Below are 17,869 nucleotides of genomic sequence, written 5' to 3'. Positions count from 1 at the left end.
AAATACATTTATGAAGATAAAGATTAAATTAGCAACAGCCCTATTGTTTTTATATTCCTTGTGTTCTTACGGACAAAATCCGACATTAAAAGAATGGCAAAAAGGAGTCATAAAAGATGAGTTTATTTATGATACAGCATCTTTCCCTTCCTGTCATTCGGCTACCATGGCAGAGACCGATCAAGGCCTAGTATATGCCTTTTTTGGTGGAACGAAAGAACGTCATCCCGATGTGGAAATCTATGTGAGTAGATTTGAAAACGGCAACTGGTTAGCGCCAGTGTCGGCAGCGGATGGTGTACAGCCAGATGGCAAGCGCTTGCCGACCTGGAACCCAGTTTTATATCAAATACCCAACGGAGATCTCTTGTTATTCTATAAAATTGGGCCCAAACCATCGGAATGGTGGGGCATGCTCAAACGCTCCAAAGATGGCGGAAAGACTTGGTCTGCTGCCGAACGATTGCCCGATGGCTTTATTGGACCTGTGAAAAACAAACCTGTTCTTTTGCAAAATGGCACCTTGCTGAGTCCTTCAAGCACGGAAGGAAATGGCTGGAACGTACATTTTGAAGCGAGTTCGGATTTCGGTAAGACCTGGCGCAAGATAGGTCCAATCGCCCGTGGTGCAGATAATCTGGAGGCCATACAACCGAGCATACTTGACCACGGAAATGGCCGGTTGCAAATATTAGCGCGCACACGCAACCGTGCGGTTGTGACATCCTGGTCAAAGGACTGGGGTGAGCACTGGACCCCACTGGAAAAAACGACGCTCCCCAATAATAATTCGGGTACAGATGCCGTAACGCTAAGTGACGGACGGCATGTATTGGTGTATAACCACGTGCTTCCGGAAGGTAACTTAGCTAAAGGCGCACGTACCCCATTAAATGTTGCCTTTTCCAAAAATGGCAAGGACTGGCAGGCTGCGCTTGTTCTTGAGGATTCGCCAATCAGCCAGTATTCTTATCCCGCAGTGATTCAAACTAAAGATGGGCTATTGCATTTTGGCTACACCTGGCGTAGAAAGAAAATGAAACATGTCGTCGTAGATCCGAAGAAAGTGAAGTTAATCCCGATTAAGGATGGCATATGGCCAATAAAAAAGGGATATAAAAAACCAGATCCTAATGTATATGTCAAAGAAGAAGAATAAGCTCATTTTCACCTTATGCCTGTGTGTCGTTTCGCTTATGGTGAAAGGTCAAGACAGCTTAATGAATTATGAGCATAAATTTAAGCAACCGCTAGAAAAAGTTCTGGCGATAATGCAGGAGCGCTATCAGGTCAAGATCAAATATGATCCACTGATGGTCAAGAACATTATAGTGGAGTATGCTCCTTGGAAGTTGAGAGCAGATCTTGGCGGTACAGAAATCAATTTGCTGTATCCTTCGGGTTTTAAACTGCAAGAGGAAGCAAAGCCTAATACGTATAAATTAAAATCATACGAGTATTACCGCTGGAAACCACAGGAAGGCTGGGATTTTCTGAACCTCTTGTCTAAAAAATATACAGATCAGGCAAGTTGGGAAAAGAGAAAAGATCAATTGCGTGTTGCGTTGAGACAAGCGATGTACTGGGATAAGCTGAAAAGTATACCGAATCAACCCATTCAATTAGGCAAGGTACGTCGCTATGCGGACTACCAGGTTCAGAATTTTGCCTTAGAAATTATACCAGGGGTCTATATCAATGGCAGTATCTATACGCCGCTCAAACAGAAGAAAAATATCCCAGTTGTGCTTTCTCCAGATGGTCATTGGCCACAGCAGCGCTACCGTTCGGATGCGCAAAAGAGATTTATCACCTTAGCTCGAATGGGATGTATGGCAGTAAGCTATGACCTATTTGCCTGGGGCGAGTCTTTATTGCAGTTTGCTGGTTCAGATCATCGCAGCAGTGAGGCGATGTTAATGCAGACCTGGGGCGCCGAGCGCATTTTAGACTATGTTATGAGCCTGCCACAAGTCGATCGGAGCAGGGTAGGTATCAGTGGTGGATCAGGTGGAGGTAGTCACAGTATTTTAATGGCCGCCTTGGACGATCGTTTTACTTTGGTCGCCCCTGTCGTGGCGATGTCATCCTACTTCTTTGGTGGATGCCCCTGTGAGAGTGGACTGCCCGTGCATTTTGTCTGTGGGGGTACCAATAATGTCGAACTGGCTGCGATGACAGCGCCCAAACCACAGCTGATCATCTCCGATGGGCAGGATTGGACGAAGGAGACCGCAATCAACGATTTTCCGTACCTGCAACATATTTACGGTTATTATGGGCAGCAAAATCAGGTGCAACATACACATTTTCCTGATGAAGGCCATGATTTTGGCTATAACAAAAGGCAGGCACTCTACAAATTCCTAACAGATCATTTTCAATTGGATCAATCTAAAGCTGCCGATATCATCGCGGAGACCGGTATTCAGATCGAGCCTGAAGAATTATTATACAGTTTCGGAAAGAAAGGTGAAGACTTACCAAAGAACGCCATTCGTGGGATGGAACAATTGAAAGTAGTATTAAAATCATATCAGATTGAACTATGATGAACCGAAAAAAATTTATAGGCAATACCTTGGCCTTAATTGGTGTAGCAGCACTGCCTTCTGTTCTCTTTGCAGCACCAAAGCAGCGTTATAATGTTGCCGTAATCGATCTGATGATTTTAAAGCGGCAAAAACTAAGTGCGTTTGACTTAGCAAAAGAGATAGGAGCGGATGGGTTGGAGGTAGATATGGGCGGACTGGGTAACCGGATTACTTTTGACAGTAAGTTAGGCGATCCTGCGCAACGAAAGGCCTTTCTTGACAAAGCAAAGGAAACCGGAATAACGATCTGTTCATTGGCCATGACCGGCTTTTATGCACAGTCCTTTGCAACAAGGCCGACTTATCAGCAGATGGTAGGGGACTGTTTGGACACTTGTCAGAAAATGGGCGTTAAAGTGGCTTTTTTGCCTTTGGGCGTAACGTGCGATTTGGTTAAGTATCCTGAGTTGCGACCTGCTATCGTGGAGCGTCTTCGTGTGGTTGGCGAGATGGCAAAAAAGGCGGGTGTGGTGATCGGAATTGAAACAGCTTTGGACGCGAAAGGCGAAGTCGGTCTTTTAAAAGAGGTTGGTTCCAAACATATCCAAATCTATTTTAATTTTTCCAATCCGTTGAAAGAAGGACGTGATCTGATTCAGGAGCTGACTATTTTGGGGAAGAAGCGGATATGTCAGATACATTGTACGGATGAGGACGGTGTCTGGCTCGAAAATAATAAACGACTAAATATGCCCCTGGTAAAACAAACCTTAGATCGTATGGGCTGGCGTGGTTGGCTCGTGATCGAGCGGTCGCGCGACGCAAATCTACCACCACGGGCTGTTAAAGAAAATTTTGGTGCAAATACACGTTACGTAAAACAGGTGTTTCAATGCGAATAAACTGGATAATATCACTTGTGGCGGTCATACTGGGGATGCAGGGATGTCGAAGTATTCCGGTTGAAAAGCAGCTGGATGAGACCCTGTTACGTGTCGATCAGGTAGGAGCGGGAGAGATGCCTCTTGAGCCAGAGAAGATACAATCCCCTTTTACGGCATGGAAGGTCCAGCGGCCGACATTTCCAATGCGACATGATACTGCAGGGCCTGCTGAAAATATACAGGCTAAGCTCGATCAGCTTGCGGCACAGGGAGGAGGTACGTTAGTACTGAAAGGACATCACCATACAGGACGGATTACGTTAAAGTCCCATATTAATCTAAAATTGGATGAAGGTTCCGTTTTGGAATTTAAGCATGAAATCAATGATTTTCTGCCTGTGGTGTTTACACGGAACGAAGGAGTAGAATTATATAGCTTGGGGGCTTGTATTTATGCCAATGGGGCAGAAAACATTGGCATCACGGGATCAGGTAGAATTATTGGCCCCGGTGAAGGCAGCGTCCGGAATAAAACCATGACGCATGACGTCATTGAAAATATTGTCGATAGTAATACGCCTGTTGATCAACGGATCTACGATGGAAAGACCGCAGATTTCATCTTCCCACCGGCACTCATTGCGCCTATTAACTGCAAAAGTGTCTGGATTGAAGGTGTATCGCTCGAGCGTACTGCTTTTTGGAATATCGTGCCCACTTATTGTGAGGATGTCGTGATCCGTGGAGTTCGCATCCATTCTATGGGTATACCACGTGGGGATGGGATCGATATTGAATCATGCAACCGCGTGCTTGTGGAGTACTGTACCCTAAATACTGGAGACGATTGTATTGCCGTGAAAGCAGGACGTGGGTTCGACGGACTACGGGTAAATAGACCTTCGGAAAATATAGTTGTCCGCTATTGCTTTTCCGAAAAAGGTCATGGTGGATTTACAATCGGTAGTGAGACTGCCGGCATGGCCAAGCAGGTGTATGTCCATGATTGTGTGTTTGGAAAAACCAATGTTGGCATCCGTTTTAAGACCAGAAGGCCACGCGGTGGTGGCGGATCTGATATTCACTTTGAGCGTATCCGGATGCAGGAGGTGGAATCAGCTTTACGCTGGGATATGCTTGGACAAGCCCAACATGTGGGCAATCAGGCTAGCCGTGATTTCGAAGTTCAAAAGAACGCTCTGACACCACGTTTCTCGGATATCCAAATAAAGGATATCTATATTGATGCGGCTAAAAATTGTATTAAGATCGAAGGTATTCCGGAGTCTGTTTTGGAAAACGTATCTATTGATCGTGTTTTTGGACGCGGAGACCAATATCTGTCGATTAAAGATGCTAAAAATATCAAGATTAAAAACAGTGTTTTTTTGTGTAAAGATACAAGCATCTCAACAACCAATGTATTGGGGCTGATACAAGATCGCGTACGTGTCATCACGGAATCGCCCTAATAGTTGGTTATGAATACAGTCGGGGAAAAAAGAAAAAGAATGAAGAATATTGTAAAACAGGGAATCGTTTTAGGAAGCATTTTCCTGTTATTGCTAGCTATGCCCCTAGTTGGTATGGCTAAGTTATCAGTAACGCGTGTTTTGATAGAAAGACGCGAAAACCCATTGGGTATAAATACATTAAAGCCTTCATTTAGCTGGCAATTGCACAGCGATAAATTTGATGTACAACAACAAGCTTATCGTATCGAGGTCAGTAAAAGCACTCGTTTTGCAAAGCAGGATTTGCTTTGGGATTCCCAATGGGTAGCGGCAGAGCAATCCCTAAATTTGTTATACCAGGGAAATCCTTTAGCTACGGGTACAAGTTATTACATCAGAATACACGTTCGTGATAATAAAAAGGAGACAGCAACAAGCGCCGTACAACGATTTCATACGGGATTGCTGAATGCAGAAGATTGGGGCAATGCCCGATGGATTGCAAAAGATATATTATCGGATTCATTGGTCAATCCACTGCCACTAAGCTCCAGCAAGCTCCGCCTGGATAAAAGTTATGACCTTCCGGTTTTCCGGAAATCAGTTCAGGTGAAAAAGAAGATCAGTTCTTCGATTGCTTATGTGGCAGGCCTGGGACATTACGAGTTGCTCTTGAACGGCAAGCGGGTAGATGATGCAGTGCTACAGCCGGGGTGGACAAAATATGACAAAGAAGCCTATTATGTGGTTTATGATCTTACCCAAGCCTGGCAACAGGGAAAGAATACAATTGCTGCCCTATTAGGAAATGGGTTTTATTATATTCCACCAATTAAAGGCCGATTTCAAAAACATAAAGTTGCTTTTGGTCTACCAAAGCTCAAACTTAAGATCGTCAATATCTACACGGACGGGACGCAAGAAATCATCGTTAGTGATGCAGGCTGGAAAACACACCGGTCACCCATTACTTTTTCCAGCATGTATGGGGGCGAGGATTACGATGCACGGATTTTACCTGATCATTGGTCAGCCCCTGTTTACGATGACAGGAACTGGCAGCAAGCGCGCATAACGGATGGACCACATCTACGGGCTCAGGATATTGATCCGGTAAAAATTATGCAGCGCTTCGCACCTGTTGGATTTCAGCAAGCTGATGGGGGAAAACGGATCACCTATGATTTTGGACAGAATGCGTCGGGCATTGTCACTATGCAAATGACAGGACAAGCGGGAGATACCGTACGGGTGTATCCGGCCGAATTGCTGACCGCGGATGGCCGCCCTAGTCAAAAGCATTCAGGAAGCCCTTATTATTATCAATATATTTTTGCAAACGATGGGACGGTATCCTGGCAGCCACGTTTTACGTATTATGGATTTCGCTATGCTGAAGTTCAGTTGCATCCTGCCGGTAGCAAAGCGGTTCGGATGGATGCGATACAGTTGGCCCATATCCGGAATAGTACAGCGCAGGTAGGAAGCTTTCAAAGCTCCGATACGCTATTTAATCAGATCCATGGATTGATCAATTGGGCTATTAAGAGTAATATGGTCAGTGTCTTTACCGATTGTCCACACCGCGAAAAATTGGGCTGGCTGGAGCAGCTACATTTAATGGGGCCGTCGGTACAATTTAACTTTGATGCTGAACGCCTGTTTGCCAAGTCGCTGCGGGACATGCGGCAATCTCAGACAAAGGATGGTCTAGTTCCTGAAATAGCGCCCGAATATGTGCAGTTTGACTGGGGCGGTGATATGTTCAGGGACTCACCCGAGTGGGGAAGCAGCTCGATTATCTTGGGCTGGTATGCCTATCGCTGGTATGGAAACAAGTCTTTTCTTGCCGATAATTATGCCATGATGACCCGTTATATCGATTATTTGGGTACAAAAGCGAAGGGACATATTTTAACACAGGGTTTGGGTGACTGGTATGATTTGGGACCGGAGCGTCCCGGTGTTTCCCAGCTGACTACTCCCGGGATTACGGCTACGGCAATCTATTACTATGACTTGAAACTCATGGTAGACATCGCTATGCTACTTGGACAAAAAGAAGATGCCGAAAAATTTGAGACGTTACAGCAGGCCGTTTTCAGTGCCTTCAATCAACAATTTTATCGACCTCAGGAACATAGCTATGGCTCCGGTAGTCAGACAGCGCTGGCCATGCCACTGTATGTTGGACTGGTACCTCAGGAGGCCCAACAGGCAGTTTTTGAAAAACTAACAACAACGGTTTGCCAAAATGATACGGCGTTGACGGCGGGAGATATCGGTCATCGTTACCTGCTACAGGTGTTACACTCCAACAACCGTGATGATCTGATTTATGCCATGCACCATCGTGATGACCGGCCCGGATATGGATATCAGCTGCGAAAAGGTGCCACAGCACTGACCGAGTCTTGGGCGGGTCTTCCAAACGTCTCCAATAATCATTTTATGCTTGGCCACCTGATGGAGTGGTTTCATACCGGCTTGGGTGGCATACAGCAAGATGCAGGATCGACCGCATTTAAACACTTTCGAATCGAGCCCAAAATGCTGGATGCACTGAAAGACTGTGAGATAAGTTTTAGAAGTCCATATGGAAAAATTTATTTTAACCGAGAACAATCTAAAGGAAATTATCAAGTAGAGATACCTGTCAATAGCCAATGTACATTGGTTTTGCCAAAGGGAACTTATCAGGTCAATGGAAAGCAGCTGGATCGCGATGCTGTGGTTTCTACCAAGGAGCAGGTGGAACTGAAATTGGGCTCGGGAAAATATACCATTACGAAGTAAAAGCAAGCAAGCTCCCCGTCGTTAAAAGTAGCATGGACAATGGTCTGGCTGTCACATGAGGGACTTGAAAGCAACGATGAAAGAATAACGATTACAGATGAGACGACTGAAAAGAATACTATTGCTGTTTTTTGCATTGCCAGGCTGGACATCTTGGGCACATGCTCAACGAATTCCCAGTGCGGAAATGACAAAAATTTATGAAGAAGTAAAGACACCTTACAAGTACGGGCTCGTATTGGTTCCGCAGCATAAAGGTGAACTGATAGACTGTCCAACGCTATACAAAGCCGGAAAATATTGGTATATGACCTATATTGTGTTTGATGGAAGTGGTTATGAGACCTGGCTGGCGCAGAGCTCGGATCTCCTGCATTGGGAGACCCTGGGGAAACAGCTTTCTGTGGCACCCGATGGTAACTGGGATGCCAAGCAGCGAGCAGGATACAATGCTTTGGTTGATACAAAATGGGGTGGAACATATAAACTCAATACCTATGCTGGAAAATATTGGATGTCTTATTTCGGCGGTTCTACCGCAGGCTATGAGCCTGAACCATTATCTATCGGGATCGCTTATACCAATATGAAGCCCATCAAACCCGTCCAGTGGCAGCAGCTGCCCAATCCTGTCCTGAACAGTACAGACCCAGATGTTTCCTGGTGGGAAAACCGTCATAAGCTATTTAAAAGCTATGTCATTGAAGACCCGGATAAAAATACAGGACATCGTTTTGTGATGTATTACAATGCCGTGGGCGATTCTTTGGTGAATAATAAGGCAACCCGCTGGTATGAACGGATTGGTATGGCCGTATCTGACGATATGAAAACCTGGAAGCGTTTTCAAAAAGATCCGGTGGTTCATCATCCTATCGGCATCACGGGTGACCCCATGATCCAACGTATTCATGATACCTGGGTTATGTTCTATTTTGGGGCATTTTGGAAAGATCGTAAAGGGGCATTTAACCGTTTTGCCGCTTCCAAAGACCTGATCCATTGGACGGGTTGGGAAGGCACCAACCTGATTGAATCAAGTGAGAGCTTTGATCAGCAATATGCGCACAAGTCTTTTGTGCTGAAAACGGAGGGTATCGTCTATCACTTTTATTGTGCCGTAGATAGCAAAGGTAACCGTGGTATAGCCTTGGCGACCTCTAAAGATTTAGGTAGAAGTACGGTGCGTTTTAAAGACTTAAGCCGAGAGCAAGAGTAGCCCCTCAGGCCTAGGTCACTTTTCAAAAAACTATTCTTAATGGATAAACCCGAAGGAAGTTTAAATACCTCAATATAGACTAACGAATAAAGGCGCAAGCACGAAGCCATCATTGACTGCAATGAAAGCAGTGCTTATCAATAACCATTTACTTATGAATTTATATTATTTTATTTCTATTCTCTTTTTATTTCAACTTCAGCTTGTATACGGACAAGGACGTTCAAAAATCAGCTTTAATGAAAACTGGCATTTTACGTTGCAGGATCAGCTGGGCTATCACTTGAACGACGGAGATGCCCAAGCCTGGGAATCGGTTGAATTACCCCATGACTGGAGTATCAAAGCTGATTTTGATGCTAGTTACCCAGCAGGTAATGCCGGTGGTGCATTGCCTGGCGGAATTGGCTGGTACAGTAAGCGGTTTAAGCTACCTACCGCAGATCAAGGTAAAAATATACAGTTGTACTTTGGCGGAGTTTACCGTTATGCAGAAATATGGATTAATGGAGTTTATTTTGGGAAAAAGCCCAATGGTTACCTCTCTTTTACACTGGATCTGACTCCGCATCTTAAATTTGGGAACCAGCCCAACCGGATCGCTGTTCGTGTGGATAATAGTAAACAGCCAAACTCCCGGTGGTATTCAGGTTCCGGAATCTACCGTGATGTTTATCTCATAAAAAGCAGCGAAGTACACCTCGACGAACAAGAAACTTTTATCACTACGCCGGAAATACAGGGTGTATTGGGGCAGCTTAAAGTACGTTCTAAATTGAATAAGTTGGCGCGACCTAAAGGCGTTGCAGGGAATAAATATCAAATTACTGTATGGGATCCCAAAGGAAATATACTGTTAAAAAAGACAGGGGTTGAGAAAGATGGATATATTGATGCATCACTTCAAGTGGAAAAGCCACAATTGTGGAGCCTAGCGTCGCCAAATTTATATCGTGTGCAACTCACTCTTTTAACTAAAAATAATACAGTCGAAGATCAAATTGAAAAGAGAATCGGATTCCGGACAATTCGCTTTGATGCGAAAACTGGCTTCTACTTAAACGGCGAGGCCTTGAAAATTTTAGGAGTATGTATGCATCATGATTTGGGTGCTTTAGGAGCCGCTTTTAATAAGTCTGCTGCGAAAAGACAGCTTGTCATGATGAAAGAAATGGGTGCAAATGCCATTCGAACTGCACACAATCCACCCGCAGAAGAGTTACTCGATCTCTGCGACGAAATGGGAATTTTGGTTTATAATGAAGCATTTGACATGTGGAAAAAGCGAAAAAATAAGTTCGACTACCACATTGACTTTCCTACGGAACATCTTAAGGATATTGAAGCATGGGTGCGTCGAGATCGTAATCATGCTTCGGTTATCCTATGGAGCATCGGAAATGAAATCCGAGAGCAATTTGACTCCACGGGTATTGCCTTAACGCAAGAAATGGCCAGATTGGTAAAATCTCTGGATCCAACACGCCCCGTTACTGCTGCCTTGACCGAAAATAATTATGTCAAGAATTTTATCGCACAGGCAGAGGCTTTGGATGTACTGGGTTTCAACTACAAACATGAAGATTATGAGAAATTACCTGTAGAATTCAAAGATATACCGCTGTTGGCATCAGAAACCGTGTCTGCCTTACAGACCAGAGGGGTATATGACAGGCTGCACGACACGATTCAGCTTTGGCCTGCATCATCGAAGGACAAATATGTCGTCAATGGCAATCCTGATTATACGGTATCGGCCTATGATAATGTTGCCGCCTACTGGGGCACAAGCCATGAGAAAGCTTGGTTGGCGGTCAAGAACCGTCCTTTTTTGGCGGGAACATTTGTCTGGACCGGTTTTGATTATCTTGGCGAACCCGTTCCTTACCCTTATCCTGCAAGGAGCTCTTACTATGGCATTGTTGATCTTGCCGGTATTCCCAAAGATGTGTACTACATGTATCAGTCTGAATGGACTGACAAGGATGTCCTGCATCTTTTACCGCATTGGAATGGGAAAACGGGCGATACGGTGGACGTGTGGGCTTATTATAACAAGGCTGAGGCGGTCGAACTGTTTCTCAATGGTAAGAGTTTGGGAACTTCAGCAAAGACAGCAGATCGTTTGCACGCTAGCTGGAAGGTGCCTTTTGAAAAAGGCGAACTGAAGGTGGTTAAAAAGCGGGCCGGTAAAATTGTTCAGGAAGCGAGTGTCCGCACGGCCACGGAAGCACATGCAGTAAAAGTTTCTGTGGAACATGAAAAATATGCCACAGGAGAATCCAGGGACCTTTATTTTGTGACCGCAGAACTGGTGGATCAAGCAGGACAGTCCGTGTTGCACAATGATCAAGAAATTGAGTTTATTGTAAAGGGAGATGCAAAAGTACTCGGCACTGACAATGGGTTTCAAGCCGATCTAAGAGGGCTGCATCGTCCCAACAGAAAAACATTTAAAGGAAAAGCATTAGGAATTATTCAAAAAATGGTCGACGCACCCTGTACTGTGATTATCAGCTCGGCTTTAGGTGACCAACAAATATCGATCTAGGTACAGCGAGATATAGTTGTTATCGTTTTTTGGTGAAATTTAATTCAGGTTCGTTATTCAGTCCTAAGGTAAACAGCTGTACGAATGGTGTTGATGCCCTTCGGCCAATTCCGCAGGGACAGATGGATGCTATTAGCAACCTCGGTGAATTTCTTCAGAACAGTGGCTATTGATAGCCATTGTTCTGAGTCTATAACTACGGCTGAAACCGAATAGTATCATATTTAAATTATTTACAGATGAAGCAGACAATTCTCATATGGTTTTTTATTTTTTTTTCGCTCGGTAGTCTGTCGGCGCAGACAGGTGAAATCCATGTGGGTAAACAAAGCAGCAAGGAACAACGGGATGGCAGCCCGGGAGCTCCATTTTCATGTTTGGAGGATGCCCTGCGTGAGGCTAGGGAATGGCGACGATTAAACGATCCGCGTATGCATCATGGCATCACAATCTGGATTCAAGACGGACAATATGTGCCTACTCAGACTATTTTTATACGTCCTGAAGACAGCGGAACAGCCGAAAGTCCGACCTGGATAAAAGCGGTAGGCAACGAAGCCATATTTTCGGGTGGAATTTCTATTGAGGGCTGGCAGCCAGTAAAAGGTGAAAAGAGACTGGATCCTGCTATAGCTAAGCATATCGTGGTGGCAGATGCCCCTCAGGCCGGAGGAAAGTATTTCCCTTTCCGCCAATTGTGGGTTGGCTCACGTAAGGCGATTCGTGCGGAAAGCCATGATGATGACCACTTGCCACGGATTATTAATTGGGATTTTAAGCAGCAGGCTGCTATTATTCCTAATGTATTCCCTAAAAAGTTTGTCTATAAAGCTGGAATGGAGTTTTTCATCCATCAGTGGTGGGCAATAGCGCAGCTCCGGGTTCGTGAGGCGGTAGTCACAAAAGATAGTACCACACTATTTTTTCATGAACCGGAAGGTAAATTACAGAATGAACACCCTTGGCCTAAGCCTTGGTTGTCTAAGGAATATGGCAATTCTGCATTTCGTCTGGTCAATGCCCTTGAATTTTTGGATCAGCCGGGAGAATGGTTTTTGGATGAAGAAAACCATAAAGTATATTATTATAAAAGACCTGATGAAAACTTAAGCAAGTTACATGTTGTAGCGCCTTATCTTGAAACGATCCTGAGGATGCAAGGGACTTTGGAATCACCTGTTCGTCATGTATATATCGAAGGGCTTCAATTTCAGCACAGCTCCTGGTTGAGACCCCACTATGCTGGACATGTTGCGCTACAGGCAGGTATGTATTTTTTGGATGCGTATAAATTAGCTAAGCCGGGGACTGTTGATAAAGCTGGGCTGGAAAATCAGGCTTGGTTGGGTCGGCCGCAAGCTGCGGTCCTACTCCGTCATACCGCATTTACCAAAATTTCTGCGTGCCGTTTTGCTCATTTGGCCGCGACAGGAATAGACTACCGGGCCGGCAATTTAAAAGATAGTTTAAATGGAAATCTATTTCAGGATATTGGCGGATCCGGAATATTGCTCGGTCAGTTCTCAGACGAACAAATGGAAGCACATTTGCCTTTTCAGCCCAACAACGAGCGTATCTTGACCGATGGTGTTGTCGTCAGTAACAATCTAATCCAAGATATTGGAAATGAGGATTGGGGAACGGTGGGGATTGGCGCCGGATTTGTCCGCAATGTAGCTATTACGAACAATGAATTGCTGGATCTTCCGTACACAGGAATTAGCTTGGGCTGGGGCTGGACACCTACAGTCAATGCCATGCGAAATAATCGTGTTTTAAAAAATAAGATCACACGTTATGGTAAATACATGTATGATGTAGCTGGTATTTACACTTTATCGGCACAACCCGGAACAAAAATTCAGGAAAATTATATCGATAGCATCTATGTGTCACCTTATGCGCATATTCCTGAGCATTGGTTTTATCTCTATACCGATGAGGGTTCTGCCTATATGAATGTGAGTAACAACTGGTTCCCATCTAATAAAATATTGCAAAATGCCAATGGGCCGAGTGTTGAGTGGATAAAAAATGGCCCCGATGCGGATGCCTGTGTCAAAGACGAAGCAGGCATCGGTCTGCGTTATACCTATTTGTTGTCTGAAAAACGATCAATTCCTAAAAATGCATCTTTCAATGCCTATATTCCTTTTACCAAACCTGTTTTTTTCCAGATCTATGATCCGCAACACAAATTGACAACACAAGCAATCAAAGGATTTTTGGCAAAAGAAGGAGTGGGTGCTGAACAGATATATCGATGGAACGATTACACGCTCGTCATGACCAGTGATGAGATTGGTAAAAAATTAGCGAGTGCGTGGATTGCTCATTATCCTGAGGTTGAATACAAATTGTTTACCGATCTGTTCTACGACTTTGACCGAAGCCGCTGTGCTGGTAAAAAAGAGATTGATACCGATTTTGTGCTACTGACCGCCCAATTGATCGATGATAAGAAAGAACAGGAGGCCTATTACAACGCACATAAAACACAATTTAAAGAATGGCCCGAGGTTGCGGCAGGTTTCTGTAACGCTGGATTTGACGAAGTGCTCGTCTATCGCAATGGGCGTCAGCTGATGTTATATATTTCTTTTCCAAAAGGACAGGATTTTAAAACAATTGATCTGTTGACAACCAAGCATAATCCACGAGTTGTGGAGTGGAACAAACTCATGAGTTCCTATCAGGAAGGTATTCCCGGAACACGAAAAAATGAAACATGGATTTTTTATAAACAGTAAAATGGAAAATATACAGCAGTTAAAATTAGGGATTTTAGGATTAGGTGAGGGGCGCAGTACGATGTCAGCCGCATTGCAAAGCCCTCACATCGAATTGGTCAAGATTTGCGATCTGAATGAGGAGCTTGGGCGCAAGCGGATGAAAGAGTTTGACTTTCATGCTTATACCAATGATTATCAGGCCATGCTGGATGACGAAAATATTGAAGCCATTGCCATATATACTCCGGATCATCTACATGCGAAGCACATCGAGCTAGCATTGGCACATGACAAACACGTCATCTGTACCAAACCTTTTATCGATAATCTTGCTGATGCCAACGCTTTATTGGAACGCGCAGCTCAGAAAAATAAACGTGTTTTTGTCGGACAGAGTTCCCGTTTTTTTGAACCGGTAAAAAAGCAAAGAGAAGATTTTGACGCTGGACTGATTGGTGACTTAATTACGATCGAAGGTTATTATCACGCTGATCACCGCTGGTTTTTGGATAAACCTTGGTCTTTGCAGTCTTCTTTCAAATGGCTTTATGGAGGATTGAGCCATCCAGTTGATTTCATCCGCTGGTACCTCCCCAATATTGAAGAGGTGATGGGCTATGGCATGTTGAGTGCTAATGGGAAAAAAGGTGGGCTTCAAAATGTTGATACGATGCATTTTATTTTTAAAGCCGAAGATGGCCGGGTCGCCCGTGTGAGCGGGGCGTATACGGGGCCGGTGCAGCCTGTCACACGAGATAGCGAAATGAGCTGTATTCTAAGAGGGACAGAAGGGGCGAGCCAGGCTGACTATATGGACCTTCGTTATGCGATTACCGATAAAACCGGTGAAGAGCGCATGTTGACTTGGGAGCATAAACTAAAACACTATTTCCGTTTTGAAGGAAAAAGCCATCACGCTGGTGAGTATCAAAATTACCTAGAGCATTTTGCAAAAGCCATACGTACTGGAGAGGAAGCCTATCCAGATATGAAAGAAGGTATCGGGACAATAGCTTTATTGCAAGCTATGGATGAATCATTGACAACAGGAAAGCCTGTCCGTCCAAAGGAACTGCTGGAAAGATATGGTGTCGATTTGAGCTTAGGAAGATGAACAGTATCTTAGACAAGTTAACCATTTACGACTATTGCATCGTCGTAGCCTATTTGTTAGTATTACTGACAATCGGTCTCTTGTCATCCCGTAAAAAGGTAGACGGGGCAGAACACTTCCTGGCAAGCAAATCCTTAAGCTGGTACAGTATTGGATTCAATATGTGGGCCACTAACGTTGGACCGTCCATGTTGCTGGCTTTTGCTACAGTAGGCTATACCACAGGTATCGTTGCGGTCAATTTTGACTGGTATGCTTTTATCTATCTTTTCCTATTGGCGGTGGTGTTTGCACCACGCTATATTTCTACCGGAGTACGCACCTTACCCGAGTTTATGGGCAAGCGGTTCGGTCCAAATACGCAGACTATTCTGGCTTGGTATTCATTGGTAAAAATGCTTATTTCATGGTTGTCGTTGGGACTATTTGCTGGCGGATTTTTAGTACGGCAGATTTTAGGTATTCCAATGTGGCAATCGGTTACTGTTTTAGTCTCCCTAGCTGGTCTGTTTGCGTATACGGGTGGATTAAAGACAGTTGCTAAAATCAATATCTTTCAGATGATCTTGCTGATCGCCGTGTCGGCCTTTTTAACTTTTCTTGGATTGTCCAAAATCGGAGGGTTAAGTGCTTTGGCACAGCAGACTCCGACTAGCTATTGGTCATTGATCAGACCTGCGAGTGATCCAGATTACCCCTGGTATGCCATCGCCTTAGGATATCCAGTGGCAGCGATCGCTTTTTTCTGTACGGATCAAGCCATGGTACAATCAGTTTTAGGAGCCAAGAATCTCGAACAGGGGCAACTAGGAATTAACTTTATCGCTTGGCTCAAGATACTTTCCTTGCCGTTGTTTATCCTCACCGGTATCATCTGTTCGGTTTTATTTCCGGGACTTAAAGACCCATCACTTGCTTATATGACGATGGTGACTAACCTGTTTCCTACAGGCCTGAATGGATTGGTAATCGTGGTGTTAATTGCTGTATTGGTGGGCACCATTGGTTCGTCGCTTAATTCCTTGAGTACGGTGTTCACCATGGACATTTATCTCAAGCATATTCGACCAAAAGCAAACAATCAGCAGATTACGCAGATAGGGCGATATACGGTGATTATGGGCTGTTTAACTTCGGTTTTCGTCGCACTGGCGATCGATCAAATTAAAGGACTTAATCTTTTTGATGTGTTCCAATCTATCCTTGGATTTATCGCGCCCCCTTTAGCGGTCGCTTTCCTGATGGCTGTGTTATGGAAACGGACTAATCGAGCAGCTATTAATACCATTTTAACCCTAGGAGCGCTACTAAGTTTGGGCACAGGAATATGTTATCTTTGGATATTTCCTAAAGATGTCTATACTTTTTGGCCGCATTACTTGATGCTTTCATTCAGTTTGTTTGTTCTATTGCTGCTTATTGGAATTGGTGTGTCGTTGCTCCTTCCAAAATCAGCTTACGAATTAGCACATCAGCATATGGTCGAGATTAAGATGGACAAGCCAAGTAACCGGGTTAAGATCGCTTGGACAATTTTATTTGTCGTAATGCTATTGTTGTACAAGGTGTTGAAATGACTTTTTCACCTTAATCCGAGATTGGATTCAATTTGTGATCGGCATTTTTCTAGGCTTGTTACAATGTCCTCCGTGGATACAGTATGCTCAGTTTGACGTCGGATGAGTTTTGAAACAGTGAGGCAGGCGATTATACCTGTTTCATTGGTTCCTATAGGGACGGAAATATCGATAATGCCCTCTGCGTAAGCACTGGGCATCTCATAAAATCCTTTCATTCTAATATCTTCCAAATCGCTGTCAAACTGTTGACGCTCTGTTTTCTTTAAGCTTTTGTAATAGGGATCAGCTCCTAAAATGGATTTTCTTTTTTCAGCATCTGAAAAACTTAAAAGAAGCTTGCCAGAAGCCGTTTGTGAAGTATTGTACAGCTTTCCTTCTTCAACTACGATGCTGATGGGGGATGATCCTTTGGCGTAGGAAATTACCATGACTTGGTTATCGTAGATCACACAGAGATGACATGGATCCTTAATTTCATTAGAGCTCTCTTGCATTGGCAATAATGAGGTGGCCCGTAATTTCTCTACAAAAGAGTGGCGATGCGATAGATAGTATAACTTCAGGGAAAGCGAATATTTGGATGAAATCTGATCACGATGAATATAGCCATTGGACTCCAGCGAGGCAAGCATCCGATAGATCTCATTGGGACTTCGATTTAAGCCAAGGGCGATCTCGGATTGTGATTGCGCCGTTGGTTGCAAGGCCAGAAATTCCAGGATCTGCAATCCCTTTTCGAGTGCTGGCGCTTTATATTTATCGGAGCTATTTAATGTCATAAAATATTTTGCTAACAAATGATTGGGATAAAGATAAAAAAAGTATTTGAAGAGGCGTTTTTAGCGATCCAAAAAAAACAGGTTAAATTTTTATATTCAAATATTGTATTTATATTTGAATATTATAAACCGCTTTTTTCATTGCGAAAAAGCATTAGAAGGGAAAAAGATTATAAACATATTTAATTCCAACATTAGATTACAGTATTGCGCGGCTTATGCTATA

Annotated in this window: 12 protein-coding genes; 11 read left to right on the top strand and 1 reads right to left on the bottom strand. The window is 44.0% G+C overall.

The features are described 5' to 3' along the window. The first annotated feature begins 10 nt into the window (after positions 1–10). The 11 genes from B2107_RS17380 to B2107_RS17330 all read left to right on the top strand — a co-directional run bounded on the left by B2107_RS17380 (position 11) and on the right by B2107_RS17330 (position 16,861). On the top strand, positions 11–1,159 hold the full coding sequence (locus B2107_RS17380; protein ID WP_293956964.1) for a sialidase family protein: 1,149 nt from the start codon (positions 11–13) through the stop codon (positions 1,157–1,159). Then, a complete protein-coding gene (locus B2107_RS17375) occupies positions 1,140–2,552 on the top strand; it encodes an alpha/beta hydrolase family protein (protein ID WP_293956962.1) in 1,413 nt (470 codons plus the stop codon). Before B2107_RS17380 ends, B2107_RS17375 begins: the two co-directional genes overlap by 20 nt. After that, the gene (locus B2107_RS17370; RefSeq protein WP_293956961.1) at positions 2,549–3,436 is read left to right on the top strand and encodes a sugar phosphate isomerase/epimerase family protein; all 888 of its coding nucleotides are present in this window, start codon (positions 2,549–2,551) and stop codon (positions 3,434–3,436) included. The genes B2107_RS17375 and B2107_RS17370 overlap by 4 nt, the downstream gene beginning before the upstream one ends. Continuing rightward, on the top strand, positions 3,427–4,890 hold the full coding sequence (locus tag B2107_RS17365) for a glycoside hydrolase family 28 protein (protein ID WP_293956959.1): 1,464 nt from the start codon (positions 3,427–3,429) through the stop codon (positions 4,888–4,890). Before B2107_RS17370 ends, B2107_RS17365 begins: the two co-directional genes overlap by 10 nt. A gap of 39 nt (positions 4,891–4,929) precedes the next feature. Further along, positions 4,930–7,668 carry a family 78 glycoside hydrolase catalytic domain gene (locus B2107_RS17360; protein WP_293956957.1) on the top strand — a complete coding sequence of 913 codons (2,739 nt, stop codon included), beginning with the start codon at positions 4,930–4,932 and terminating at the stop codon, positions 7,666–7,668. Between the two features lie 97 nt (positions 7,669–7,765). Next, positions 7,766–8,887, top strand: a complete 1,122-nt coding sequence (locus B2107_RS17355; protein ID WP_293956955.1) for a glycosylase — start codon at positions 7,766–7,768, stop codon at positions 8,885–8,887. Positions 8,888–9,041: 154 nt separating this feature from the next. After that, positions 9,042–11,438: a glycoside hydrolase family 2 TIM barrel-domain containing protein gene (locus tag B2107_RS17350; RefSeq protein WP_293956954.1), complete on the top strand. Its 2,397-nt coding sequence runs from the start codon at positions 9,042–9,044 to the stop codon at positions 11,436–11,438. 32 nt (positions 11,439–11,470) lie between these two features. After that, on the top strand, positions 11,471–11,611 hold the full coding sequence (locus B2107_RS17345) for a hypothetical protein (protein ID WP_293956953.1): 141 nt from the start codon (positions 11,471–11,473) through the stop codon (positions 11,609–11,611). Between the two features lie 66 nt (positions 11,612–11,677). Next, positions 11,678–14,188, top strand: coding sequence for an L-rhamnose mutarotase (locus B2107_RS17340; RefSeq protein ID WP_293956952.1), 2,511 nt, complete (start codon positions 11,678–11,680; stop codon positions 14,186–14,188). Position 14,189: 1 nt separating this feature from the next. Further along, positions 14,190–15,284 carry a Gfo/Idh/MocA family protein gene (locus B2107_RS17335; RefSeq protein ID WP_293956951.1) on the top strand — a complete coding sequence of 365 codons (1,095 nt, stop codon included), beginning with the start codon at positions 14,190–14,192 and terminating at the stop codon, positions 15,282–15,284. Beyond that, positions 15,281–16,861, top strand: coding sequence for a sodium:solute symporter family transporter (locus B2107_RS17330; protein ID WP_293956949.1), 1,581 nt, complete (start codon positions 15,281–15,283; stop codon positions 16,859–16,861). The genes B2107_RS17335 and B2107_RS17330 overlap by 4 nt, the downstream gene beginning before the upstream one ends. Positions 16,862–16,866: 5 nt before the next feature. Here the strand turns inward: B2107_RS17330 and B2107_RS17325 are convergent, their stop codons facing one another. After that, positions 16,867–17,643 (bottom strand): IclR family transcriptional regulator, encoded by a 777-nt coding sequence (locus tag B2107_RS17325; RefSeq protein ID WP_209578213.1) that lies wholly within the window; start codon positions 17,641–17,643, stop codon positions 16,867–16,869. Between the last annotated feature and the right edge of the window lie 226 nt (positions 17,644–17,869).

This window comes from Sphingobacterium sp. UBA7855 (genome assembly GCA_002500745.1).
Classification (GTDB): Bacteria; Bacteroidota; Bacteroidia; order Sphingobacteriales; family Sphingobacteriaceae; genus Sphingobacterium.
The sequence above is the reverse complement of the archived record's forward strand: the minus strand, read 5'-3'. Positions and strand labels throughout refer to the sequence as shown.